The 24,445-nt window shown below is 74.2% G+C and carries 18 protein-coding genes; 7 read left to right on the top strand and 11 right to left on the bottom strand.

All coding sequences use genetic code 11. The annotated features are described in order from the left end of the window. Positions 1-37: 37 nt before the first annotated feature. Both ABZ934_RS07825 and ABZ934_RS07830 read right to left on the bottom strand, forming a co-directional pair. Entirely contained in the window at positions 38-3,922 is a 3,885-nt protein-coding gene (locus ABZ934_RS07825; RefSeq protein ID WP_361309778.1) for a UvrD-helicase domain-containing protein, read from the bottom strand. 249 nt (positions 3,923-4,171) lie between these two features. Further along, entirely contained in the window at positions 4,172-4,519 is a 348-nt protein-coding gene (locus tag ABZ934_RS07830) for an MGMT family protein (protein ID WP_361309780.1), read from the bottom strand. Positions 4,520-4,638: 119 nt separating this feature from the next. Here ABZ934_RS07830 and ABZ934_RS07835 point away from each other — a divergent pair, with 119 nt between their 5' ends. Beyond that, entirely contained in the window at positions 4,639-7,530 is a 2,892-nt protein-coding gene (locus tag ABZ934_RS07835) for a lysylphosphatidylglycerol synthase domain-containing protein (RefSeq protein ID WP_361309783.1), read from the top strand. Positions 7,531-8,147: 617 nt separating this feature from the next. Here the strand turns inward: ABZ934_RS07835 and ABZ934_RS07840 are convergent. Continuing rightward, complete coding sequence (locus tag ABZ934_RS07840) at positions 8,148-8,828, bottom strand: MerR family DNA-binding transcriptional regulator (protein ID WP_361309785.1); 681 nt, start codon at positions 8,826-8,828, stop codon at positions 8,148-8,150. Positions 8,829-8,955: 127 nt separating this feature from the next. Here ABZ934_RS07840 and ABZ934_RS07845 point away from each other — a divergent pair, with 127 nt between their 5' ends. After that, entirely contained in the window at positions 8,956-10,557 is a 1,602-nt protein-coding gene (locus tag ABZ934_RS07845) for an alpha/beta hydrolase (protein ID WP_361309788.1), read from the top strand. A gap of 73 nt (positions 10,558-10,630) precedes the next feature. On the opposite strand, the gene moeZ is transcribed toward ABZ934_RS07845, so the two are convergent. The 7 genes from moeZ to ABZ934_RS07880 all read right to left on the bottom strand — a co-directional run bounded on the left by moeZ (position 10,631) and on the right by ABZ934_RS07880 (position 19,068). Further along, entirely contained in the window at positions 10,631-11,809 is a 1,179-nt protein-coding gene (moeZ, locus tag ABZ934_RS07850; protein ID WP_361309791.1) for an adenylyltransferase/sulfurtransferase MoeZ, read from the bottom strand. A gap of 63 nt (positions 11,810-11,872) precedes the next feature. Continuing rightward, positions 11,873-12,640: a spherulation-specific family 4 protein gene (locus ABZ934_RS07855; RefSeq protein ID WP_361309794.1), complete on the bottom strand. Its 768-nt coding sequence runs from the start codon at positions 12,638-12,640 to the stop codon at positions 11,873-11,875. Then, the gene (locus ABZ934_RS07860) at positions 12,628-13,638 is read right to left on the bottom strand and encodes an NAD-dependent epimerase/dehydratase (protein WP_361309796.1); all 1,011 of its coding nucleotides are present in this window, start codon (positions 13,636-13,638) and stop codon (positions 12,628-12,630) included. The genes ABZ934_RS07855 and ABZ934_RS07860 overlap by 13 nt, the downstream gene beginning before the upstream one ends. A 102-nt stretch (positions 13,639-13,740) precedes the next feature. Further along, a complete protein-coding gene (locus ABZ934_RS07865; protein WP_361309798.1) occupies positions 13,741-14,637 on the bottom strand; it encodes a hypothetical protein in 897 nt (298 codons plus the stop codon). Then, positions 14,634-16,307, bottom strand: coding sequence for a DUF3492 domain-containing protein (locus tag ABZ934_RS07870; protein ID WP_361309801.1), 1,674 nt, complete (start codon positions 16,305-16,307; stop codon positions 14,634-14,636). Before ABZ934_RS07870 ends, ABZ934_RS07865 begins: the two co-directional genes overlap by 4 nt. A 215-nt stretch (positions 16,308-16,522) precedes the next feature. Further along, positions 16,523-17,995 (bottom strand): DUF3152 domain-containing protein, encoded by a 1,473-nt coding sequence (locus ABZ934_RS07875; RefSeq protein WP_361309803.1) that lies wholly within the window; start codon positions 17,993-17,995, stop codon positions 16,523-16,525. Between the two features lie 5 nt (positions 17,996-18,000). After that, positions 18,001-19,068, bottom strand: a complete 1,068-nt coding sequence (locus ABZ934_RS07880) for an alpha/beta hydrolase (protein WP_361309805.1) — start codon at positions 19,066-19,068, stop codon at positions 18,001-18,003. A 121-nt stretch (positions 19,069-19,189) separates the two neighbouring features. On the opposite strand from ABZ934_RS07880, the gene ABZ934_RS07885 reads away from it, so the two are divergent. From ABZ934_RS07885 to ABZ934_RS07900, 4 genes are all read left to right on the top strand, one after another. After that, positions 19,190-19,405, top strand: coding sequence for a hypothetical protein (locus tag ABZ934_RS07885; RefSeq protein WP_361309808.1), 216 nt, complete (start codon positions 19,190-19,192; stop codon positions 19,403-19,405). 136 nt (positions 19,406-19,541) lie between these two features. Continuing rightward, positions 19,542-20,180 carry a TetR/AcrR family transcriptional regulator gene (locus ABZ934_RS07890; RefSeq protein ID WP_361309811.1) on the top strand — a complete coding sequence of 213 codons (639 nt, stop codon included), beginning with the start codon at positions 19,542-19,544 and terminating at the stop codon, positions 20,178-20,180. Between the two features lie 156 nt (positions 20,181-20,336). Next, the gene (locus ABZ934_RS07895) at positions 20,337-20,564 is read left to right on the top strand and encodes a DUF3107 domain-containing protein (protein ID WP_361309814.1); all 228 of its coding nucleotides are present in this window, start codon (positions 20,337-20,339) and stop codon (positions 20,562-20,564) included. 152 nt (positions 20,565-20,716) lie between these two features. Continuing rightward, positions 20,717-21,016, top strand: a complete 300-nt coding sequence (locus ABZ934_RS07900; protein WP_361310312.1) for a hypothetical protein — start codon at positions 20,717-20,719, stop codon at positions 21,014-21,016. Between the two features lie 77 nt (positions 21,017-21,093). Here ABZ934_RS07900 and ABZ934_RS07905 read toward each other — a convergent pair whose 3' ends face one another. Continuing rightward, complete coding sequence (locus ABZ934_RS07905; RefSeq protein ID WP_361309816.1) at positions 21,094-21,852, bottom strand: ferritin-like fold-containing protein; 759 nt, start codon at positions 21,850-21,852, stop codon at positions 21,094-21,096. 479 nt (positions 21,853-22,331) lie between these two features. Between ABZ934_RS07905 and ABZ934_RS07910 the strand changes: the two genes are divergently transcribed. Next, positions 22,332-24,386 (top strand): DEAD/DEAH box helicase, encoded by a 2,055-nt coding sequence (locus tag ABZ934_RS07910; RefSeq protein ID WP_361309819.1) that lies wholly within the window; start codon positions 22,332-22,334, stop codon positions 24,384-24,386. The last annotated feature ends 59 nt before the right edge of the window (positions 24,387-24,445 follow it).

The raw sequence follows: 24,445 nt of genomic DNA on the forward strand, positions 1-24,445 counted from the left end.
CCCCGGCGGCAGCCCCGCCGCGCCGGGCCCGGGGGGCTCACTCCACAGTGTGACGGCCCTCCGGGCGGGCGCTGCACGCGCTGCGGAAGGAGCAGTGGTCGCAGTGCTGCCCGGTGCTGGGGGTGAAGCGCTCGTCCAGGACCCGGCCGGCGGCGGTGGCGAGCAGGTCGGCGGCCCAGTCGCCGTCCAGAGGCTGCTGCGCTTGGACCTTCGGCACCTCGTCACCACCGTCGCGCTTGGCGGCGCCCTGTCGCAGCTGCACGAGTTCGGCGCCGCCGGGTTCGGGGCGGCGGCCGTCGAAGACCTCGTCGACGGCGCCTTCGCGGACCGCGAGCTGGTACACGGCGAGCTGGGGGTGGCGCGCGACCTCGTCCTTGGTGGGCGCGGCCTTGCCGGTCTTGAAGTCGACGACGTACGCCCGCCCCTGGGGGTCCGATTCGACCCGGTCCATGGAACCCCGGACCCGGACGGCGAACTCGCCCGCTTCGAGCGTGACGTCGAATTCGTGCTCCGTGGCCACGGCCGCCCTGCCCCCGCGGTCGGTGGCGTGCCAGCGCAGGAAGCGTTCGAGGGCGGCGCGGGCGTTGTCCTTCTCCTGGCGGGACTTCCAGGGGGCGTCGAAGGCGAGGGCGTCCCAGACGGAGTCGAGCCGTTCCATGAGGACGGCGAGGTCGGCGGGGGTGCGGCCGGAGGCGACCTCGTCGGCGAGGACGTGGACGACGTTGCCGAAGCCCTGGGCGGCGGTGGCGGGGGCGTCGGCCTTGACCTCGCGGCCGAGGAACCACTGGAGGGAGCAGGTGTTGGCGAGCTGGTCCAGGGCGCTGCCGGAGAGGGCGACGGGCCGGTCGCGGTCGCGCAGCGGGACGCTGCTGCGGGTGGGCTCGTACAGCCCCCACCAGCGTTGCGGGTGCGCGGCGGGGACCAGGGGGCGGTCCTCGTCGTCGGTGAGCGCGGCCAGGCGGGCCAGCCGGCGGGCAGCGGCGTCGCGCATCGCCTCGGACGCCTCGGGGTCGACGGTGGTGGCGCGGAGTTCGGCGACGAGCGCGGGGACGGAGAGGGGGCGGCGGGGGCGGCCGGTGACGTCCCTGACCGGTACGCCGAGTTCGGTGAGGAAGCGGGAGGGCTGGTCGCCGTCCTCGGCGGGGGCCTTGACGGCGGTGACGACGAGGCGGTGACGGGCGCGGGTGGTGGCGACGTAGAAGAGGCGGCGCTCCTCGGCGAGGAGCGCGCCGGGGGTGAGGGGATCGGCGAGGCCGTCGCGGCCGATGCGGTCGGCCTCCAGGAGGGAGCCGCGGCGGCGCAGGTCGGGCCAGAGCCCTTCCTGGACGCCGGCGACGACGACGAGGCCCCACTCGAGGCCCTTGGAGCGGTGGGCGGTCATCAGCCGGACGGCGTCGGAACGGTGGGCCTTGCGGGTGAGGGTGTCGGCGGCGATGTCCTCGGCTTCGAGCTGTTCGAGGAAGTTGAGGGCGCCGCGGCCGCCGGTACGTTCCTCCGCGCGGGCGGCGGTGTCGAAGAGGGCGCAGACGGCGTCGAGGTCGCGGTCGGCGTTGCGGCCGGCGGGGCCGCCGCGGCGGGCGTTGCGCTCCAGGCGCTGGGGCCAGGGGGTGCCGTCCCAGAGGAGCCAGAGGGCCTCTTCGGCGGTGCCGCCGCCTTCGAGGAGTTCGCGGGCCTTGCGCAGGAGCAGGCCGAGGCGTTGGGCGCCGCGGGCGTAGGCGGGGTCGTGGGCGACGAGCCGCTCGGGCTGGGCGAGGGCGCGGGCCAGCAGTACGTCGGAGGGCGCGGGCACGGTGACCCCGGCGGCCCGCTCCTCGTCCCGGAGCGCCCGCCCGAGCCGCCGCAGATCGGCGGCGTCCATCCCCCCGAGCGGCGACCCGAGCAACGCGACGGCCGCCTCGACCCCGACCCACCCCTCGTCTGCGACGGAGTCGCCGGCGGAGGCGGCACCGGAGGCGTCGGTGGAGGCGCCGGGCAGGGCGGAGCCCCCGTCCGAGCCCGCGCCCGGCCCGCCGGAACCGGCCTGCCCGGCCGCACCGGCCGGAGCCGCGTCGGCGAAGGCGTCGTCGGCCACCGCCGGTACGGCCGCGCCGGCCGGAGCCGCGTCGGCGAAGGCGTCGTCGGCCACCGCCGGTACGGCCGCGCCGGCGGAGCCGGTGCTCCCGGCCGCGCGGATACCGGCGCCCGCCGCCGAAACGGACGCGTCGGCAGAGCCGCAAACCGGGGCCAAGCCCCCGCTCGCCCCCAGGCCCGGCGCGCCGGAACTTGCCGGGGCCGCGTCGGCGGAGCCGAGAACCATGGCGGACTCGGCGGAGGCGTGCGAGGGCGACCCCTCGGGGCCCACGCCATCACCGGACCCGGCCGGAACGGCGGGAGGAAGAACTTCGGCGGCGCCGCAAACCTGGTCGGAGTCCCTGTCCGTCCCGGCGGAGCCGTGCACCGCCGGTCCCACTCCCGGCCCGCCGGAACCCGCCGGAGCGGCGGCGGCTCGGGCGGGATCGGGGAGCCCCGGCCGGTCCGGCCCGGCGGCGCGGGCCGGGGCGGGCAGCTCCGGCGGGAGGTCCGCCGTGGTGGCGGCGGCCGTGGCCGTCAGGCGGAGGGCCGTCAGGAGGGGGGCGACGGCCGGTTCGTGGCGCAGGGGCGTGTCCGTACCGTCCGTCTCCGCCGGGACCCCGGCGGAGATCAGCGAGCGCCGCATCGCCGGGAGCGTGCGACCGCCCGCGCGGACCAGGACGGCCATGTCCCGCCACGGCACCCCGTCCTCCAGGTGGGCCCGCCGCAGGATGTCGGCGATGTTGTCGAGTTCCGCCCCGGCCGTCGGGTACGTGTACACCTCCACGCGCCCGCCCTCCCGCACGGGCCGCAGCCCCCGGTGGGCCCGTACCGCCGCCGCCGGCAGCCTCGGTACCGGCATGCGGGAGGTGAGCAGCCGGGTCGCGGCCAGCAGGACCGACCCCGAGCGGCGGCCCACCGTCAGGGCCCGTACCTCCGCCCCCGGGAAGGAGCCCTCGAAGTCCAGGATGTTGTTGATGTCGGCGCCCCGGAACGCGTAGATCGACTGGTCCGGGTCGCCGAAGGCCACCAGCGTCCCGCCCGCCCCGTTCAGCGCGCGCAGCAGCCGCAGCTGCGAGGCGTCGGTGTCCTGGTACTCGTCCACGTAGATCACGTCGTACGCGGAGGCCAGGGCCGGCTCGCGCTCCGCGAGGAGCACCGCGCGGTGCAGCAACTCGGCGTAGTCCAGCATGCCCTGCATGTCCAAGACGTCCAGGTACTCGGAGAGGAAGGCGGCGGCGGCCTGCCAGTCCGGGCGGCCGATCCGCCGGGCGAAGTCCGCCAGGGCGCCCGGTGCGAGCCCCAGCTCGCGCGCGCGGGCCAGCACGGCGCGGACCTCGTCCGCGAACCCCCGGGTGGTCAGCGCGGCGCGCAGGTCGTCCGGCCAGCGGATGGAGTGGACGGAGCTGATGCGGCGCTGCCCCTCCAACAGGGTGCGGACCATCACGTCCTGCTCCGGACCGGACAGCAGCCGTAGCGGGTCGGCGAAGAGGTCGGTGTCCTGGTGGGCGCGGACCAGGCCGTAGCAGAAGGAGTGGAAAGTGGTGGCCTGCGGGGCGCGGGCGCCGCCCAGCCGCAGGGCCGCCCGGTCGCGCAGCTCGACGGCCGCCTTGCGGCTGAAGGTGAGGATCAGGATGCGGGCCGGGTCGGTGCCCGCCTCGACCCGGGCGGCGGCGGCCTCGATCAGCGTGGTGGTCTTGCCGGTGCCCGGCCCGGCCAGCACCAGCAGAGGGCCGCCGGTGTGCTCAACCACCGCGCGTTGCGCTGCGTCCAGGACAGGGGGAGCCACCCGTTCCGGCCCGGTGCGCACCAGGCGGTACGCGTCGGAGGCACGCGTACGCCGCTCTGAGCGGTCGGAGGGGGAGGTGATCACGTGGGGTGCCGGTCCTGGTGGGTCTGCGGGTGGTACGGGTACGTAGGGTGCGCGGGGCGGTGTGCCCCGGGCGTCGATCGGCGCGGCCCCGGTCGGGACGGCCGAAGGGGCAACGCTACGCCACCGGCGCCGGCCGCCGCAGTCGTCCGGGACGCCCGAGGTCGGTTCGGCCGTCGCCCCGGGGACCCCTCGGTTCGTCCCCCGTACGAGCCTTCGACCTCCCGCCCCGGCCAGGAATGGCCGAAGCTGTCAGATGTGAGCCTCGTCGCCTCCGTCACGTCCGTCCCGGCCGTCCCAGCGCGCCCGCCGCATCGCCAGCCGCGGCTCGCCGCCGGCCGTCTCGCGCAGCGGTGTGCCCTCGGCGCGGTAGTGCGACAGGGCCCGCCGCTCGCTGCCCGGCAGCGGCCGTCCGTCCGCGCGCACCACGCGCCACCAGGGCACGGCGCCGCCGTACAGGGCCATGATGCGCCCGACTTGGCGTGGTCCGCCCACGCCGAGCCACTCCGCGACGTCCCCGTACGTCATCACCCGGCCGGGCGGAATCCGCTCGACCACCTCCAACACCCGTTCCGCGTACTCGGGCAGTTCCGTACTCATCCGGACCATGGTGCCGCACGTCACCGACAGGCTCGTGGAAGGTTCCCTTCCGCACCGGCGCGCACCCTGCTGCCCCGCACGCAGGCCGGTCCGTGCCACCATCTTCCGGGCGGTGACTGGTGATACGTGATCAAGAAGAGACGGAAGTGACGGCGAAGGAGCAGGGTGTGAGCCCTCCGGACGGCGCGATGTCGGACGACGGCGCACGCCCAGACGCGCCCCGCGACGACAGCCCCGGCGGCAGCGGCGACGGCGATCCCGGCGACAGCCGCGACATCGGCCGGGCCGCAGGCCCCGACGCCGGTCCCGTGCCCGGTCGCGACGCCGGTCCCGACGCACCCGGCTCCGACGAATCCCGTCACGACGGACCCGGTCCCGACGGACCCGGCGCCGACGACGGCCTCGACAGCCCCGAGCGCCCCCACGGCCACACCCCGACCGACGCCGACCGCGTCGAGGTCGACGAGCCGCTCCTCGCCGCCCGCGTCCACCGGCCCTCCGACCTCGTACGGCTCCTCGTCGGCGTCCTCGGCATCGCCGTCGTCCTCGGCATCTCCGCCTTCGCCCACGGCACCACCGCCGGCCTCGAACAGGACATCTCCAACGGCACCGGTCAGGCGCCCGACGTCCTGATCAAGCTCGCCGGTCTGGTGTCGAGCATCGCCGTACTGCTCGTACCCGTCGCCTTCGCCATCGAACGGCTGATCAAGCGCGACGGCCTGCGCATCGCCGACGGCGTGCTCGCCGCGGTCCTCGCGCACGGCGTCACCCTCGCCACCGACCTCTGGGTCTCCCAGGCCGCCCCCGCGACGATCCAGGACGCCCTCACCCGCGCCACCGGCGCCGGCGGCGCCCTCACCGACCCGGTGCACGGCTATCTCGCGCCCGTCATCGCGTACATGACCGCGGTCGGGATGACCCGCCGTCCGCGCTGGCGCGTCGCGCTGTGGGTGGTCCTGCTGCTCGACGCCTTCGCGATGCTCGTCAGCGGCTACACGACGCCCTTCTCGATCATCCTGACCGTGTTGATCGGCTGGAGCGTGGCGTACGGGACGCTGTACGCGGTCGGCTCCCCCAACGTCCGGCCCACCGGGCAGCACCTGCTCGCCGGGCTCCGCCGGGTCGGCTTCCAGCCCGTCAGCGCGATGCGCGCCGAGGCGCCGGACAGCGCCGAAGCCCCCGAGGTGAGCGACCGGGGCCGCCGGTACCACGTGACGCTGGAGGACGGGCCCCCGCTCGACGTCACCGTCGTCGACCGCGAGCAGCAAGCCCAGGGCTTCTTCTACCGGGTCTGGCGCCGGCTCACCCTGCGCGGCATCACCACCGGGCGCAGCCTGCAGTCGCTGCGCCAGGCGCTGGAGCAGGAGGCCCTCCTCGCGTACGCCGCCATCGCGGCGGGGGCCAACGCCCCGAAGCTGATCGCCACCTCCGAGCTCGGGCCGGACGCCGTGATGCTCGTCTACGAGCACCTCGGCGGACGGACCCTGGACTCGCTCCCGGACGAGGAGATCACCGACGACCTGACCCGCAACGCGTGGGAGCAGGTACAGGCGCTGCAGTCGCGGCGGATCGCGCACCGGCGGCTCACCGGGGACGCGCTGGTGGTGGATCGTTCCGGCAATGTCACCCTCACCGACCTGCGGGGCGGCGAGATCGCGGCCGGCGACCTGGTCCTGCGGATGGACATCGCGCAGCTGCTGACCACGCTCGGCCTGCGGGTCGGCGCGGAGCGGTCGGTGGCGTCGGCGGTGTCGGTGCTCGGCCCGGACGCGGTCGCGGACTGCCTGCCGCTGCTCCAGCCGATCGCGCTGAGCCGCTCCACCCGGGCGACGCTGCGCAAGCTGGCGCGCGAGCGGGCCGACCGGGAACGGGAAGCGGTACTGGAATCCTCGCGCGCTGCGAAGGCCGCGCGCGAGGCGGACTCCGCGACGAGCGGGGCGGCCACCGCCGTCGACCGGAAGGCGGAGAAGCGGGCGCTGGACGACGCGCTCGACGAGGCCCGCGAGGAGGACCTGCTCAGCCAGATCCGCCGGCAGGTGTTGCTGATCCGCCCGCAGGCGCCGGTGGAACCGGCCCGGCTGGAGCGGATCCGGCCGCGCACGCTGGTCTCGTTCATCGCGGGGGCGTTCGGTGCGTACTTCCTGCTCACGCAGCTCGCCCACGTGGACTTCGCGACCGTCGTCGGGCAGGCCCGGTGGGGCTGGGTGGGGGCGGCGCTGGCCTTCTCGGCGCTGAGCTACTTCGCGGCGGCGATGAGCCTGCTGGGGTTCGTGCCGGAGCGGGTGTCGTTCCTACGGACGGTCGTGGCGCAGGTGGCCGGGTCGTTCGTGAAGCTCGTGGCCCCGGCGGCGGTCGGTGGCGTCGCGCTGAACACCCGCTTCCTCCAGCGGGCGGGGGTCCGGCCGGGGCTGGCGGTGGCGAGCGTCGGCGCCTCCCAGTTGTTCGGGCTGGCCAGCCACATCCTGCTGCTGCTGTCCTTCGGCTACCTGACGGGGACGGAGAAGACCCCGGAGATGACCCCGTCCAGGACGGTCATCGCGGGTCTGCTGACGGTGGCGGTACTGGTGCTGGTGGTGACGGCGGTCCCGTTCCTGCGGAAGTTCGTCGCGACGCGGGTACGGGCGCTGTTCGCCGGGGTCGTGCCGCGCATGCTGGACGTGCTCCAGCGACCGCAGAAGCTGATGACGGGCATCGGCGGGATGCTGCTGCTCACGGCGTGCTTCGTGATGTGCCTGGACGCCTCGATCCGCGCGTTCGGCGGCGGGCAGGCCATCAGCTACGCGAGCATCGCGGTGGTCTTCCTGGCGGGCAACGCGCTGGGTTCGGCGGCGCCGACGCCGGGTGGTATCGGCGCCGTGGAGACGACGCTGACGCTGGGCCTGATCGCGGCGGGACTGGAGAAGGAGGTCGCCATCTCGGCGGTCCTGCTGTTCCGACTGATGACCTTCTGGCTGCCGGTCCTGCCGGGGTGGCTGTCGTTCAACTTCCTGACCCGCAAGGAAGCCATCTAGCCAGCGGGGTTTGCCCGGGCGCCGGCCGCTCCGCCGGAAGCCTCCGGGCGGGGGGGACCGCCCGGGGAAACGGGATTTCCGGTCCCGCCGTCCGTCCGGGCGGCTGCGCTGGGGGCGGGGGATCGGCCCGCCCGGGTCGCGGCCCGGGTCGGCACCGCGACGCCGGACCGGCGGACCGGCATCGGGCGGGGCATTCGTCACCCCGGGGCCAGGGCCGGACTCCCGGGACAGGACCAGTCGCTCGGCGGCGGCCGGGATGCCACCCGGAGCCGGCGGCTTGCGCCCCGGCGGGGCCGCCCGAACTGCGCACGGGCGGAGATCCGACAGGCTGCCCCATCCCCCGCGACGCCCCGGCACCACATCTCTCCCCCGGGTCCCTGGCGAGGTCGGCCGGCGCTCCGCCACTCGCCCCGAAGCCGCGCCCGCCATCCCCGGACGGACCGGGACACCGCGGCGAGCACCGGCGGGCGGTCGAAGCCGCCGCCCCTGGCCCCCGTAGGGCCCGTCGGCGCCCCGCCGGAAGTCCGCCGCCCGGGCTTCCGGGCGGGACCGTCGCGCAGCCGCAGGACGGGTGACATCCGGAGCTACCGGCCGGGGGCACCGGCCGCGGGGCGGGGTCATGTGGGCGGGGGGCGATGGGAGAGGAGTTCCGCCACGCGGGCCAGGGCCGGGGAGAGGAGGCCCGAGAGGGTGAGGACGTCGGAGGATGCTTCGGGTGGGGGCGTGGGGGGCGGGGAGTCGAGGAAGTCCGGCTCCGGGAAGTCCGCCGCGCGTTCCGCCGCCTCCAGCGCCAGCAGGTGGACCGAGAAGTCGTGGGCCAGGGCCACCACCCGGGGGTCGTCCGGCGGGAAACCCGGGTCGGAGAGCACCTCGATCTCCACCTCCAGCCGCCGCTGCTCCGCCCGGAGCCGCGGGTGCAGGGTGGACGTCCGGTGTCCGGGCGTCCGGGCCACCCCGGCGGCCGGCCGTCCCAGGTCGCCCCCGCACGCGCGCAGCTCCCGCACCGCCGACAGCAACTCCCCGGCCCGCTCCCGTTGCCCCTCCAGCGACGCCTCCAGCTCCTCCAGCTCCGCCGGCGGGTCGTCCCGCCCGGCCTCGGCCGGGGGCAGCCCCAGTTCCGTGGTCGCCCGCGCCCACAGGACTCCGACGAGGTCCCCGTACCCGTACCGCCGCCGCTCGCGCGGGTTGCGCTCGGGCTCCGGCAGCAGCCCGATCCGGTGGAAGTGCCGGATGGCGTCGGGCGTCGTACCGGTCAGGGCCGCGGCTTCGCCGATCCCGACCCGCTGGGAGTGGTCCATGGATCCAGGTGACCACGTACGGCCCCGCCGCGCACACCCCCGCGCAGCCCTTACGCCCACCCCGCCGCACACCCCCGAACGGCCCATCACCCGCGCGCCCGGGCCCGCGCGCCCACAGGATGGGGACATGCCGAGAAACGCACTGCGGGCCACCGCCGCCGCGGCCGTCGCCGCCGCGCTGTTCACCGCCGGCGCCTGTTCGTCCGGCGACGGTTCGGAGAAGGACAAGAAGACCTCGGGCGCCAACCCGCCCAAGGCCCTGAAGTGGGACGCGTGCGACGCCCCCACTCCCGCCGAGGGCGGCGGACAGGCGCCCGGCAAGGACTGGCAGTGCGCGACCCTCGACGTTCCCCTCGACTACGCGAAACCTGAAGGAGAAACGATTCCGCTGGCCCTGATCCGCGCCGAGGCGCGCGACAAGGACAAGCGCGTCGGGTCCCTGGTCTTCAACTTCGGCGGCCCCGGCGGCTCCGGCGTCACCACCCTGCCCGGCGCCGCCAAGGAGTACGAGGCGCTGCGCTCGCGCTACGACCTCGTCAGCTTCGACCCGCGCGGCGTGGGCCGCAGCGCGCCCGTCCTGTGCGAGAACGACCGGCAGCTGGACGCGTACTACGCCTCGGACTCCACGCCGGCGACCCCGGAACAGGAGAGGGCGTTCACCGACAACACCAAGAAATACCAGCAGGCCTGCGTGCAGAACTCCGGCAAGGTCCTGCCCTACGTCGGCACCGAGAACGCCGCCCGCGACCTGGACCGGATCCGTCAGGCGCTCGGCGACGAGAAGCTGCACTACTTCGGCATCTCCTACGGGACCGAACTCGGCGGGGTCTACGCCCACCTCTTCCCGAAAAACGTCGGCCGGGCGGTCCTCGATGCCGTCGTGGACCCGACCCAGACCTCCGAGCAGGGGGCGCTGGGCCAGGCGAAGGGCTTCCAGTTGGCGCTCGACAACTTCGCCCAGGACTGCGTGGACCGGGGCGACGCCTGCCGGCTCCAGGGCAGCACCGCCAAGGAGGTCGAGGAGAACGTCACCCGGCTCCAGAAGGAGCTGGCGGTCAAGCCGATCCCCGGGCTCGGCGGGCGGCGGCTCACCGACTCCGCCGCCACCAACGGCATCGCCCAAGCGCTCTACTCCAAGGAGCTGTGGCCCCTGCTGGAGCAGGGGCTGGACGAGGCCCAGGGCGGCCAGGGGCAGTTGCTGATGGCCCTGTCGGACGCCCTCAACGGCCGGGACCAGCAAGGCCGTTACAGCAACATCGGGGCGGCGAACACGGCGATCAACTGCGCCGACTCCAAGGAGCGCTTCACCCTGGAGCAGGCCAAGTCCAAGCTGCCGCAGTTCCGTTCGGCGTCGCCCGTCTTCGGCGACTTCCTCGGCTGGGCGCTGACGAGCTGCACGGGCTGGCCGGTCGCGGGCGCCTGGGAGACCCCGGACGTCTCGGCCCGCGGGTCCGCCCCGATCTTGGTGATCGGCAACACCGGCGACCCGGCCACCCCGTACGAGGGCGCGCGCAAGATGGTGGAGCGGCTCGGCCCCGGCGTCGGCGTGGAGCTGACGTACAAGGGCCAGGGGCACGGCGCGTACAACAGCGGCGACCCCTGCGTCCAGCAGGTGACGAACGCCTACCTGCTGGACGGCAAGGTGCCGCCGGCGGGCAAGGTCTGCACACCGAGCAAGAGCCCGTCGTCCCAGCCCTCGCTGCCCGACCAGCCGGACGCGGGTGCCTGAGCAGCGGCGGCACACACGCGGAGGGGCCGTACCGCATACGCGGCACGGCCCCTGAAGTGCGACCGGCGGATGATCAGTAAACCGGCTTCTCGGGCTCGATCTGGTGGACCCAGCCGATGACGCCGCCGCCGACGTGCACCGCGTCGGAGAAGCCGGCGGACTTCAGGACGGCGAGGACTTCCGCACTGCGGACACCCGTCTTGCAATGCAAGACGATCCGCTTGTCCTGCGGCAGGTCCTGGAGGGCGGTGCCCATCAGGAACTCGCCCTTGGGGATCAGCTTCGCGCCGGGGATCGAGACGATCTCGTACTCGTTCTTCTCCCGGACGTCGATGATCTCGATCGGCTCGTCGTTGTCGATCCACTCCTTGAGCTGCTTGGGAGTGATCGTCGAACCGGCCGCCGCCTCCTGGGCCTCCTCCGACACGACACCGCAGAACGCCTCGTAGTCGATGAGCTCCGTGACGGTCGGGTTCGGGCCGCAGACGGCGCAGTCGGGGTCCTTGCGGACCTTGACCTGGCGGTACTGCATCTCCAGGGCGTCGTAGATCATCAGACGGCCGACGAGCGGCTCGCCGACACCCGTGAGGACCTTGATGGCCTCGGTCACCTGGATGGAACCGATGGACGCGCAGAGCACGCCCAGCACGCCGCCCTCGGCACAGCTCGGGACCATGCCCGGCGGCGGCGGCTCCGGGTACAGGCAGCGGTAGCACGGCCCGTGCTCGGACCAGAACACCGACGCCTGGCCGTCGAAGCGGTAGATGGAGCCCCACACGTACGGCTTGTTCAGCAGCACGCAGGCGTCGTTGACGAGGTAGCGCGTGGCGAAGTTGTCCGTGCCGTCGACGATGAGGTCGTACTGGCTGAAGATCTCCATCACGTTCTCGGCTTCGAGCCGCTCTTCGTGAAGGACCACGTTCACGTACGGGTTGATGCCCAGCACGCTGTCACGGGCCGACTCGGCCTTCGACCGGCCGATGTCCGCCTGGCTGTGGATGATCTGACGCTGGAGGTTCGACTCGTCGACCTCGTCGAACTCCACGATGCCCAGCGTGCCGACGCCGGCCGCGGCCAGGTACATGAGGGCGGGCGAGCCGAGGCCGCCCGCGCCCACGGCCAGCACCTTGGCGTTCTTGAGGCGCTTCTGGCCGTCCATCCCGACATCCGGGATGATCAGGTGGCGGGAGTACCGACGGACCTCGTCAACGGTGAGCTCAGCAGCTGGCTCTACCAGGGGTGGCAGCGACACGGGGACTCCGTAGATGGGTATGTCTGAACGTTGGTTCTCCCCGTAACACTGCCACGCCCTTCTTCATTCCGAGACACCTGGTCCGATACGCGAGACGATTTCGTCCCAGTACCCGGGCATCGACGCCCACGGGTCCCGGTCGGGGGTACCGCGCCGGTCGGTGAACCAGATCGTCCCGGCGCCCTGCCAGCGGGCGATCCGCAGCGCCTCTTCCAGGTGGGTGCGCGGCACGCCGTGCACCAGGTGGCAGAAGAGCTCCGGCGGGTACTCGGCCGTCCACTCCGCCACCAGCGACCAACGGTAATCGGCCCAGGACCCGGAGAAGGTGACCAGTTGGTCGGCGGTCTCCGCGTAGCCCTCGTAGGGGTGGGTGCCGTGGTCGAGCACGATACGCAGGCCGTCGCCGAGCCCGCGCAGGGTGTCCACGACGCGGCGCACCGCGGGCAGGTCCGCCCGGTCCGCCGGGGTGTCGGCGAGGTAGAAACCGCCGACCCCGTACCAGTCGCGGAAGCGGTGGGCGTCGGAGATCAACTCCCCGAACGACCGCGCCCCGTCCCGCATGGCGAGACGGCCGAGCAGACGACGGTCCGTGCCGCCCGCACCACCCGCACCGCGCAGCCGTGCGGCCGCCTCCGCGCAGTGCGGGTCGGGCCGTCCGCCCGGGCCGTCCGTGACGTTGAGCACGGCCCAGTGCAGCGGGGTCCCGGGCCGGGTCAGCTCGGCCCACTCGACCGGCGCGAGCAGCGGGTGCGCGTACCCGGGCGTGCCCAGGCCGAGGCGGGCCGCCCCGGTGGCGGCGGCCGGGGACATCGGCGTCGTCAGATGCGACACGCCGCCTCCATCCAGATGTCGGCCAGGGACTCCTCCAGGTTGATCCGGGGCCGCCAGCCGAGCCGGTCGCGGGCGGTGCGGACGTCTGCCTGCTGCCAGGCGCCGCAGCCGTCGGGGTACGGGGGCTGGGGAGCGGCGGCCAACTGCTCGGCGGTCGCCTCGGAGCGCGGGGCGCCGATGGCGGGCATGGCCTGCGGCCGCCCCGGATGCCCGTGCGCGAGCGGGTGCTGTCCGCCGCCGTGCGGTACGTCCAGTTCGTGCAGCGAGCCGCCGTATCCCGCGACCCGGGCCAGGACTGCCGCCGCGTCGCGCAGCCGGACCGCGCGGCCGGTGCCGATGTTGACGACGCCCTGGGCGGCGGACAGGGAGGCCGCGTGCACGGCCCGGGCGACGTCGCGCACATCGACGAAGTCGCGCTGCACCCCGAGGCCGCTGAGCTTGAGTTCGCCGTCGCCGGACTGCATGGCCCGCCGCATGGCCTCGGCGAGCCGGCCCAGCGGCGATCCGGCGGGGGTGCCGGGGCCGACGGGCGAGAAGACCCGCAGCACGACCGCGTCCAGCCCGGAGCCGAGCACCAGCTCGGTCGCGGCCAGCTTGCTGACGCCGTACGGTCCGCCCGGTCTCGGGACTGCGTCCTCGGCCGTGGAGGAACCGGGCTGGCTGGGCCCGTACTCGGCGGCGCAGCCCAACTGGACGAGCCGGGCCCCGCAGCCGCTGCGGCGCAGCGACTCGCAGATGGTGGCGACGGCGACCGTGTTGTGGCGGGTCAGTTCCCGGGCCCCGCCTCGGGTGGCGCCCGCGCAGTTGATGACGACGCCCGGGTGGACGGCGTCGAGGAACCGGGTGAGGGCCCCGGGGCTGCCGGTGGCGAGGTCGAAGCGGACGTCGGCGTCGTCGCCCCGGCCGAGCGCGGTGAGTTGCACGGCGGGGTCGGCGAGCAGCCGGTCGGCGACGTAGCGGCCGAGGTATCCGTTGGCTCCGATCAGCAGCACCCTCATCGCGCGGCCCCTTGGTCGATTGGCTGGCCGGTCATCCTGTTTCTCCTTGGGTCTGGGGTGGGGTGGTAGGGGTACGGCGCTCCGGCATCGGTTTCCGAAAGCTCAGGGACGCGCGTGTGCGGAGGCACGGGACAGCGCGACGACGGCGTGTACGAGGAGTCCCGCGGCGGCGGCGAGCGGCGCGACCGGGACCGGTACGAGGGCCACGGCCAGGGCTGCCGCCGCAGGCACGCGGTGTGCGCCGTGGGCGAGCACCAGCCGGGTCAGGAGGAGCAGCGCCGCGAGCGGCACGGTGGTCGCGAGGGGCGCTCCGGCGAGCGCGGCGGCCCCGGCGGCGGCCACCGTGAAGGCGGCGACGGTGAGGACCAGCAGTGGTCGCGCCCCGGCGGCGAAGTCCTCCAGGGCCCGGCTGCCGGCGAGCCCCCGTCGCGCGCGGGCCGCGAAGCCGGCGGCGGCCAGGTGCGCGGGGGCCACGGCGAGGGCGAGGGCGACGCCGAGGGCGGGGCCGTGCCCGTGGACGGCCCAGCCGACGGCGGCCGCCGCGAGCAGGTGGAGCAGGCCGGGGAACCGCCCCCCGGCGGTCCGCCCGGGCCACACCAGCGCGGCGACGGTGACGGCCACCGCGACGGCCCCGGCCCACGGCACCCGGGCGGCGACGGCCCCGAGCGCGACGGCCCCGGGCAGCAGGGCGCAGCCGAAGCCGCGCACGGCGGCGGGTCCGGCGACGCCGACGGGGGCGGGGCCTGCCAGGGTCTCGCCGCGGGGGGTGCGGGCGTACAGCTCCTCGGCGAGGGAGAAGACGTCCCGGTGGCGGAAGCGGGTGGCGGTGCGGTCGGTGATGCCGTGCGCTTCGAGCCCGGCGGCGATCTCCAGCGGGTCGACGGCGCGCTCGCACAGGTCGCGGTGGCGGTGCAGCAGGGCCTTGACGGGGTCTCCCGCGGCCCGCCGGCGCGGGGCGGCGGCGGGGTCGGGGCGCAGGTCGGTGTCGTCGAGGGTCATGCCGCCGCCTCCGTGGCCGGTACGGGGCCGGCCGGTACGGGTCCGGCCAGGGGCACGGGATCGCACGGCGCGGAATCCGGTGGCGGCGCGGGCTCGCCCGGAGCGGCTTCGGGCGCCGCCGCCCAGGTCGGTGTGGTCCAGTGACCCGGTACCCGCGCCTCCGGCGGCTGCGCGAACGGGACGCCCGCCTCCGGGCGGGCCGGGCCCTGGGCGAGCAGGAGCAGGTAGATGTCGCGGAACGCGGCCACGTTCTGCTCGACGGTGAACAGTTCGAGGGCCCGGGCCCGGGCGGCGGCACCGAGCCGCCGCGCCCGCTCGGGGTCGCGGAGCAGCGACAGGCAGGCGTCGGCCAGGGCCTTGGGGTTGCGTGGCGGTACGACCAGCCCGGTCCCTCCGATGACCTCGCACACCGCGCCGACGTCGGTGGAGACGGTGGCCCGGCCGCAGAACATCGCTTCGGCGAGGGTGAGGGGGAAGCCCTCGATCACCGAGGACAGCAACACCACCCGCCCCGCCCCGTACGCGTCGGCCGGGGAGGGCGCGTCGGGTCCGCCGATCCCTTCGAAGGTGACCGGGTTCTCCCCCATCGTGATCGCGTCGGCGGCCTCGTCGGGGAAGAGCTGCGCGGCCAGGGAACGGCAGCCGGCGAGGTAGTCGGGCGCGGCGGAGGTCGCGAAGATCCGCAGCCGGGCCCGCGGCAGCGCCCTGCGCACCTCGGCGAAGGCGTGCAGCAGGGCGACGAGGTCCTTGGCCGGCTCTATCCGCCCGACCCACACGAGCGTGTCCGGGTCACCGCGGTCGGGGTCCTCCCCGACGGTGGCGAATCGGTCCGCCTCCATCCCCGGGTAGACGGTGCGCACCCGTTCCCGCGCGGCCCCGCACCGCTCCTGCCAGCGGCGGGCGTGGGCGTTGCCGGGGGTCAGCAGGTCGGCGCGGGCGTAGATCTCGGCGGCCAGGCGGATGTGGAAGGCGGCCAGTAGGGCCCGTACGGCGGGCCGCTCGTCCGGGGAGTGCTCCAGGTAGTGGGCCCGCAGCCGTACCCCGTACTCCGTGACCAGCAGCGGGACCCCGAAGAAGCGTTTGGCCAGCAGCCCGGGGAGCGCCGCGATCCCGCCGCCGGCGGCGTGGCAGACGTCGGTCGCACCGAGCGCCCCGTACCAGTCGAGGGACAACGGCCGCAGGGCTCGCTCCAGTTCGTCCACGAACTCCAGCAGATCCGGGACCCGGGCCGCCCGTAAGGCCCGGCCGGCGCCCGGTGCGCGACAGCCGGCCTCCACCCCCCGCACGGCCGTTTCCGAGCGCAGGGCCGCGCACATCCCGCCGTGTTCGCGGGCGAGTTCGGCGAGACCGTACAGTCCGGCGGCGAAGGGGGCGGCCTCACCCGCGCAGATGCCGCGGACCAGGTCGCCGAAGCAGTCGGCGAACCGGCGGCGCTCCCGCCGGGAGTAGCCGCGCCCGTCGTCGGCCGGCGCCCACAGCGAGGCGGTCCGCACCCGGGTGACGTTGCCGGGCAACGGCACGCTGCCGCGCTCTTCCTGTTCGGCGCTGCGGCTCAGCGCGTAGAGCTCGAACTCGTGCTGCGGCAGCCCGCGCACGAGCCGGTCGCACCACAGCCCGGCCTCTCCCGTCGCATACGGATAACCACCTTCCGTGAGCAGTCCGATCCGCACGAGTGGCACCCCCGATCTCCCGTTACAGGCGGTCTCCGCCGGTCCGTCGACCCGCCGCGGAAGAACTCAAGCCGAAATGCCGAAGGCGCGACGGACGGTTGTCCATCGCGCCACCGGAAGGGGTGAAGAGTCGTAACTTTCCCGCACGGGTCGCGTTCGAGCGCGCTACGCGACCGGGCGCGGCGGGCGGCGGGGGGAGCCCCGGGCCGCCGGGGTCAATTGCCGGGGTACACCCAGGGGTTCGGCTTGCAGGCGATGTTGTCGATGTCGAGGGACTTCGTCTGTTGCTGCATGATCGGGGCGAGCGCGCCCGGGGTCCGGCAGTTGACGTGCCCGTGTCCGAGCCGGTGGCCGACCTCGTGGTTGATGAGCATCTGGCGGTAGGCGAACATCTGGTCCGCGCCGTAGGTCGGGGAACCCTGGGCCCAGCGGAACGCGTTGATCATCACCCGTTCGGTGGCCGCGGAGTCACAGGAGACGTTGTCGACGGTGGTGTCCAACCCGGACTTCGCGCACCAGGCGCCGGTGGTCCCGGGGCTCGCGAGGGTGATCACGAAATCGGCCTCGCCGCCCGGTACCCGCTCGAAGGTCATCTCCCCGCCGTGCGCCCAGCTCCGCGGGTCGTTGAGGGTGCGGTGCACGGCCTCCGCGAACAACTGGCCGTCCATGCCCAGGCCCTGTTCCACATCGACCCGGTAGCGCAGCAGCTTCCCCTTGCCCGGGGCCTTGGCGACGCCGGGGACGGTGTCGAAGACTCCGGGGCCGGTGAGCTTCGCGTCGATCGGCAGCTGCTGCGCCATCTTCTGCTCGTACGTCGGCTCGGCCGGGCCCACTTCGGGCGTCGCCCGGCCCTCGGAGCGGGACGCCGGCGACTGCCCGGCGACCTGCCGGTCCTTCGCGCTGTCCGCGGCGGCCCGGGTGGGGGTGGCGTCGCCGTCGTTCTGTCCGGCCAGCTGACCGGCCACGACGACGGCGAGCACCGTGGTCACGGTCACGGCGGCCATGCCGGTGTACGTACGGATCCTCGTGCCGCGCCCGGACCCGGACTCCGGCTCGGGCTCGGGCTCGGGCTCGGGCTCGGGCTCGGGCTCGGGCTCGGGCTCGGGCTCGGGCTCGGGCTCGGGCTCGGGCTCGGGCTCGGGCTCGGGCTGCGGCTCGGCCTGGGCCGGCTGCGGCTGGGGCCGGGAATCGAACCGCGGCCCGGGGCCGGGCTCCGGTGCGGTGAGCGGACCACGGGGCCCCGGGAACCTGCGGTGCGTGCCGGTGCCGATCACGCTGTCGGCGTCGGCGTCGGGCTCGGCGATCGGCGTCGGCGTCGGCGTCGGCGTCGGCGTCGGCGTCGGCGTCGGGAAGGCGAGCACGGGGATGCCGAAGGCCGGGGTGTCGGTGTCCCGCACGGCCGGCGCCGGCGCCGTCACGCGCGTCCTGGGCACCCCGCGCCAGTCCCCGTACGCGGTGTCGCCCCCGGTCCGCGGACCGGCGCCGCCCCAGGCGCCCCCGGGTTCCCGCTGCTGCGGGTGCCCGGCCGGCCACTCCTCGCCGTGCGTGTGGGAACCGGAACCGAAGGGGTCGAAGGGCGCTCCGTGCGCCGGAGCGCGGACGGGCTCACGGCGCCGCTCGTCCGGCGCGGACTCCACCGCTGGCGCGGGCCGGGCAGGGGCGGAGTCCTTGCGACTATGTCGTCCCACGCGTCTCAGCCTCTGCCGTCTTCGGTGTCTGCCGTCTGTTCCGTCTGCTCGCCGTGCTCCGACCGCCCGCCGTGCCCCGACCGCTCCGGCCGTTCTCCGGAAGCAGTGTGGCGCGCGCGTTCGGTGTCCCGCAGCAGTTCCCGGAAGGCGGTGGCCACCACGTCCGGGTACTCCATCATCGCCACGTGCCCCGCCTCCGGCAGACTCAGCAGCCGCGAACCGCCGAAGGCCGCGGCGGCCCTGCGCGCCTTGCGGTACGACACCAGTTGGTCGCGACCGCCGTAGATCAGCAGGGTCGGAGCGAGCACGCGCTGCGCCTGCCGCCACAGTCCGTGCTGGCCACCGAGGGTGTAGGCGTCGACGATCCCGCGCGAGGAGCGGGTCATCGCGTCCCAGAAGTAGGGCAGCGCCATCCGGCGCTCCATCTCCTCGACGGCCTCCTCGAAGCCCTCCACCGTCACCCGTGAGGGGTCTCCGTAACAGAGGTCCGTCACCCCCCTGGTGCGCTGTTCGGCGCTCATGCCCCGGGTGAGACGCCCGAAGAGGGCGGCGACGCCGGGCAGCGCCAGCAGGGCGGTGGGCACCGCCGACCTCTGTACGCGCAGCTCCGGCAGCGCCGGCGAGACCAGCGTCAGGGTCCGTACGAGGTCCGGGCGGACCGCGGCGACCCGGGTGGAGACGGCGCCGCCCAGCGAGTTCCCGAACAGGTGGACCGGCCCGCGCCCGGCGGCGTCGAGGTACCGGATGACCACGCGGGCCAGCCCGGTGACGGAGTAGTCCCGGTCGGCGGGCGGTGGTGACCAGCCGAATCCGGGCAGGTCGACGGCTTCGCAGTCAACGTCCGCGGCCAGCCGCTCCATCAGCGCCGACCAGTTCTGCGAGGAACCGCCGAGTCCGTGCACGAAGAGCGCGGGCGGCAGCCCGTCCCGTACCGATGGCCGAAAACGTACGTTCAGCTCCAGGCCGGACAGCGGTGCCGTGCGCAGCCGCTCACCTGCGGCCACCCGGGCTCCCCCCACCTGGGAGGTCAGCTCGGCGGCGGCCTTCACACCCGGCAGCTCCGTCGAAGACATGGGCCCAATGTTACGAGACGATCACACCCGGCCCCTTGTGTCGGCGGTCACAGGACCACCTGGCGGCGTAACCGCGATCCTCCTAGGCTCATAGGGAGACGACGAAGGCGAGGGGAGCGGTATGACGGTCGATCCTGCCGAACCGGACACTTTCCAGGAGGAGCTCCGGGAGTTTCCCGACCCGGAGACGCCCGAGGCGGATGCCGCGGAGCAGCACACGGACGTCCAGCCGCACGACGACGACCGGCCCACCGGTGTGGACCGGGACGAGGCGACCGACGGGGACGCCTTCGAGCAGGCCCGGGTGGTCCCGCTGGACGAGGACGACTACCGCTGACCAGCGGGTCAGGGCGGTCGACAGTGGTCCGTAGAGCGAGAAAAGTCGGCTTGAACCCACCAGATTCGGTTACCGAAAAGTACGATGGCGGCGCGGCGTAGAGCGCAGTGTGTTCTTAGAGAAAGTGGGAGGCGGCGTGACAGCCATCGAGCAGACGGACGCAGCGCGTCCCCGGGGCACGCGACTGCCGCGCCGAGCCCGACGCAACCAGCTCTTGGGCGCGGCCCAGGAGGTTTTCGTCGCGCAGGGGTACCACGCGGCGGCGATGGACGACATCGCCGAGCGCGCGGGGGTCAGCAAGCCGGTGCTCTACCAGCACTTCCCCGGCAAGCTCGACCTCTACCTCGCACTGCTGGACCAGCACTGCGAGGCGCTGTTGAGCGCCGTGCGCACGGCGCTGGAGTCGACGACCGACAACAAGCTGCGCGTCGAGGCGACCATGGACGCCTACTTCGCGTACGTCGAGGACGAGGGCGGCGCGTTCCGCCTGGTCTTCGAGTCGGACCTGACCAACGAGCCGGCGGTGCGCGAGCGCGTCGACCGGGTCTCGCTCCAGTGCGCGGAGGCGATCTCCGACGTCATCGCGGAGGACACCGGCCTGTCGAAGGACGAGTCGATGCTGCTGGCCGTGGGTCTGGGCGGCGTCTCGCAGGTGGTGGCACGGTACTGGCTGTCGAGCGAGAGCCCGGTCGCCCGGGACACCGCGGTGGGCCTGCTGACCTCGCTCGCCTGGCGCGGCATCGCCGGTTTCCCGCTGCACGGCGCCGAGGGCTGAGAGCCTGGCGGCCCTCCTGAACGGGGCCCGCCGCACGGGCCGCTGTTCGCTGCGAGCGTGTCCGCCGCGAGCCGATCACGTCCCCTCTCCGGGCTAATGTGGACCCGGTACGGCGCGGCTGATCGCGCGCATTCGGATCGTCGGAGGGACAAAGCCGTGGAGGTCAAGATCGGCGTGCAGCACGCACCCCGGGAGATCGTGCTGGAGAGCGACCTGAGCGCGGAGGAGCTGGAGCGCATCGTCACGGCGGCGCTGTCCGGCACCGCGCCGCTGCTGAGCCTGACCGACGCCAAGGGCCGCAAGGTCCTGGTGCCGTCCGACCGCCTGGCCTACGTCGACCTGGGCGAGCCGAGCGGACGCAAGGTGGGCTTCGGCGCGCTCTGAGGCGCGCGGACCGGGGCGATGCGAGTCCCGACAAATCGCGAGAAACGGCCTGGCGGAACAACCGCCAGGCCGTTTCCGTTTCTTCCGCTTCGGGTAGGACCGCACTTGCCGCACCCGAAAACGCCCGCTGACGTATCGGAAGGGACCTCATGCTGCTGATGGAAGCGCTTGGCTCCGGCCTGCTGGGACTCGCCCTCGCCGGGGCGGCCGTGCGCGCGCTCGGGGAACGGCTGCCCTCTTCCAGAACGGTGCTGGTCAGCGGTGTGGCGGGGGCGCTGTTCGGGGCGTACCTCACCCACATGTCGCTGGGCCCGGGGCACAACAGCCTGGCCGCGACGCTGCTGGGCTCGGTGTCGGTGTCCGCGGTGGTGCTTTCGCTGCTGCTGCGGCCCACCGGACATTCGGGCCGCCGCCGCAGTCGGCCTCCGTTTTCGCTCCCGACGCGGAGCTGATCACCGGACGTACGCACGCCGGCCCCGGGCGGGGTGACCGCTCCGGGGCCGGCGTGTCGACTCGGGGCCGGGTGGCCTCAGGCGGCGAGGCCGAGGGCCGCCATCCGCTTGGTGTGGGCCTTGGTGATCCGGGTGAACATCTCGCCGACGGCCGCGAGGTCGAAGCCGGCCGCCATCCCGTCGACGCCGCCGACCAGCATGGTCGACAGCGCGTCGCGTTCGGCGACCACGCGCTGCGCCTGCGAGAGGGCCTCGCCCATCAGCCGGCGGCCCCACAGCGCGAGCCGGCCGCCGACGCGCGGGTCGGCCTCGATCGCGGCGCGGACCTTCTCGACGGCGAAGCCGCCGTGACCCGTGTCGTCGAGGACGCCGACGACGAGGGCGCGGGTGTCGGTGTCCAGGTGGGTGGCGACCTCGCGGTAGAAGTCGCTGGCGATGGAGTCGCCGACGTACGCCTTGACCAGGCCCTCCAGCCAGTCGGAGGGGGCGGTCTGGCGGTGGAAGTCGTCGACGCCCTTGGCGAAGGGCTCCATCGCGGCGGTCGGCTCGGCGTCGATCGCCGACAACCGGTCCCTGAGCCGCTCGAAGTGGTGGAACTCCGCCGAGGCCATCTTCGCGAGTTCTGCCTTGTCGGAGAGCGTGGGCGCGAGCTTCGCGTCCTCGGCCAGGCGCTCGAACGCCGCGAGTTCTCCGTACGCGAGCGCGCCGAGGAGGTCCACGACGGCTGCCCGGTACTGCGGTGAGGCCGAGGCGGTCGCCCAGTCCTGGGCGGCGATTCCGGCCGCCTCCGCGGCGGTGCCGTCGTCGGCGGGCGATGCGTTTTCTACGGTCGACATGCTCCGCACAATAGCCCGCCCAAACCCGGGGCGAACCCCCTGGTCAGTCCACCTAAACGCGACCGGCAGGTGAATTCACCCGACACGGCTGCGCGATTCCGGGGTACAGTGGTAATGCGCCTGCCGGAAACTCGGCGGGCCATCCGAATGAGGATGCCCGGTCGGTGGCCCGATCGGCTCCACCCGACCGCCCTCTGTGTGGTGCGTACGTCCATGCGTACCGCCTGCACGAGGGGCCCCCTCAGCGGCAGAAGCGCTTGAGCGAAGGCTAGTGGTCCCGCGCAGCTTTGTACGGCTCGCCCGAACGTGGGTGGGCGTAGTACTGCAAGCCCGGCACGGTACGACCCCCCTCGCCGCCTCGCGCCGCGTCTCACAGAAGAGGCAGCACCCTGACTACGTTCCGTGACCTCGGGATCCTTCCCGAGACCGCCGAAGCCCTTGAGGCCGTCGGCATCGTGTCCCCCTTCCCGATCCAGGAGATGACCCTCCCCGTAGCCCTTTCCGGCTCGGACGTCATCGGCCAGGCCAAGACCGGAACCGGCAAGACGCTCGGTTTCGGCCTTCCGCTGCTGGAGCGGGTCACCGTCCCCGCCGACGTCGAGGCGGGCCGGGCCCGTCCCGACCAGCTGACGGACGCGCCGCAGGCCCTCGTGGTCGTCCCGACCCGCGAGCTGTGCACGCAGGTCACCAACGACCTGCTGACCGCGGGCAAGGTCCGCAACGTCCGCGTCCTCGCCATATACGGCGGTCGCGCGTACGAGCCGCAGGTCGAGGCCCTCAAGAAGGGCGTCGACATCATCGTCGGCACCCCGGGCCGGCTCCTCGACCTGGCGGGTCAGCGCAAGCTGGACCTGTCCCACGTGAGGGCGCTCGTCCTGGACGAGGCCGACGAGATGCTCGACCTCGGCTTCCTGCCCGATGTCGAGAAGATCATCAACTACCTGCCGCCGAAGCGTCAGACCATGCTGTTCTCGGCGACCATGCCGGGCGCGGTCATCGGCCTGGCCCGCCGGTACATGACGCAGCCGACGCACATCCGCGCCACCTCGCCCGAGGGCGAGGGCGTGACCGTCGCCAACATCAAGCAGCACGTCTTCCGTGCGCACAACATGGACAAGCCGGAGCTCGTCTCCCGCATCCTCCAGGCCGAGGGCCGTGGCCTGGCCATGATCTTCTGCCGTACGAAGCGCACGGCGGCCGACATCGCCGAGCAGTTGGAGAAGCGCGGCTTCGCCTCCGGCGCCGTCCACGGCGACCTGGGCCAGGGAGCGCGCGAGCAGGCGCTGCGGGCGTTCCGCAACGGCAAGGTCGACGTGCTGGTGTGCACCGACGTGGCCGCGCGCGGCATCGACGTCGAGGGCGTGACCCACGTCATCAACTACCAGGCGCCGGAGGACGAGAAGACCTTCCTGCACCGCGTGGGCCGTACCGGTCGCGCGGGCAACAAGGGCATCGCCGTCACCCTGGTCGACTGGGACGACATCCCGCGCTGGCAGCTGATCAACAAGGCGCTGGAGCTGGACTTCCACGACCCGGTCGAGACGTACTCCACGTCGCCGCACCTGTTCGAGGAGCTGAACATCCCGGCCGGGACCAAGGGCGTCCTGCCGCGTGCCGAGCGCACGCGGGAGGGCCTGAAGGCCGAGCAGCTGGAGGACCTGGGCGAGACCGGCGGCCGCGGTGGCCGTGGCGGTCGCGGCCCGGCCGCCGCCGCGCCGGCCGAGGAGCGTCCGGCGCGTACGCGGACCCCGCGTCAGCGCCGCCGTACCCGCGGCGGCAGCGACCTGGGCGCCGAGGCGCCGGCCACGGTCACCGAGGCCCCCGCCGCCGAGGCACCCGCCGCGGTGACCCCGGTCGCCGAGGCCCCCGCCGGCGATGAGCCGCGCAAGCCGCGTCGGCGCCGGACCCGTGCGGCCGTGCCGTCGGTGACCGCCGCCGCCGTGACCCCGGTCGTCGAGGCACCGGTCGCCGAGGCACCGGTCGCCGCCCCGGAGCCGGACTTCCAGATGGCCCCGGCCGTGGAGCCCGTCCGGGCACCGCGCCGCCCGGTCCGCCGGGTCGTGGCGCCGTCCGCCGCGGAGCCGGACTTCCAGATGGCCCCGCCGGTGGAGCCGGCCCCGGCCCGCCGTACCCGGACCCGCAAGGCCGTGGCGCCGGTGGTCGAGGCCGTCGCCGAAGCCGCCGTGGTCACCGCCCCGGCCGTGGTCGCGGAGGAGGCTCCGGCCAAGCCGAAGCGCACGCGGACCCGCAAGGCCGCCGAGGCCGCGCCCGTGGCGACCGAGGCCGCTCCGGTGGCCGAGGAGGCACCGGAGAAGCCGAAGCGCACCCGGACCCGCAAGGTCGCGGAGGCCGCCCCGGTGGCTGCCGAGACCGCGCCCGTAGCCGATGGGGAAGCCGCCGCCAAGCCGAAGCGGACCCGCACCCGCAAGGCCGCCGCCGCCGTGGAGGCGCCCGTCGCCGCCGCGGAGGAGGCGCCCGCCAAGCCGAAGCGCACCCGGACCCGCAAGGCCGCCGCACAGACGCCGGAGGCGTAACCAGCCCGGGCGTCCGCGCCTCGAACGGCCCCGTTCCCCTCTTCGGAGGGGGCCGGGGC

The organism is Streptomyces sp. NPDC046557, assembly GCF_040645975.1.
GTDB lineage: Bacteria > Actinomycetota > Actinomycetes > Streptomycetales > Streptomycetaceae > Streptomyces.

Excerpts from the sequence above, each read along its gene's own strand:
- ABZ934_RS07830 (WP_361309780.1), bottom strand. The coding sequence starts at position 4,519 with ATGAGTACGGAACTGCCCGAGTACGCGGAACGGGTGTTGGAGGTGGTC.
- ABZ934_RS07840 (WP_361309785.1), bottom strand. The coding sequence starts at position 8,828 with ATGGACCACTCCCAGCGGGTCGGGATCGGCGAAGCCGCGGCCCTGACC.
- ABZ934_RS07845 (WP_361309788.1), top strand. The coding sequence starts at position 8,956 with ATGCCGAGAAACGCACTGCGGGCCACCGCCGCCGCGGCCGTCGCCGCC.
- ABZ934_RS07860 (WP_361309796.1), bottom strand. The coding sequence starts at position 13,638 with ATGAGGGTGCTGCTGATCGGAGCCAACGGATACCTCGGCCGCTACGTC.
- ABZ934_RS07865 (WP_361309798.1), bottom strand. The coding sequence starts at position 14,637 with ATGACCCTCGACGACACCGACCTGCGCCCCGACCCCGCCGCCGCCCCG.
- ABZ934_RS07880 (WP_361309805.1), bottom strand. The coding sequence starts at position 19,068 with ATGTCTTCGACGGAGCTGCCGGGTGTGAAGGCCGCCGCCGAGCTGACC.
- ABZ934_RS07885 (WP_361309808.1), top strand. The coding sequence starts at position 19,190 with ATGACGGTCGATCCTGCCGAACCGGACACTTTCCAGGAGGAGCTCCGG.
- ABZ934_RS07905 (WP_361309816.1), bottom strand. The coding sequence starts at position 21,852 with ATGTCGACCGTAGAAAACGCATCGCCCGCCGACGACGGCACCGCCGCG.
- ABZ934_RS07910 (WP_361309819.1), top strand. The coding sequence starts at position 22,332 with ATGACCCTCCCCGTAGCCCTTTCCGGCTCGGACGTCATCGGCCAGGCC.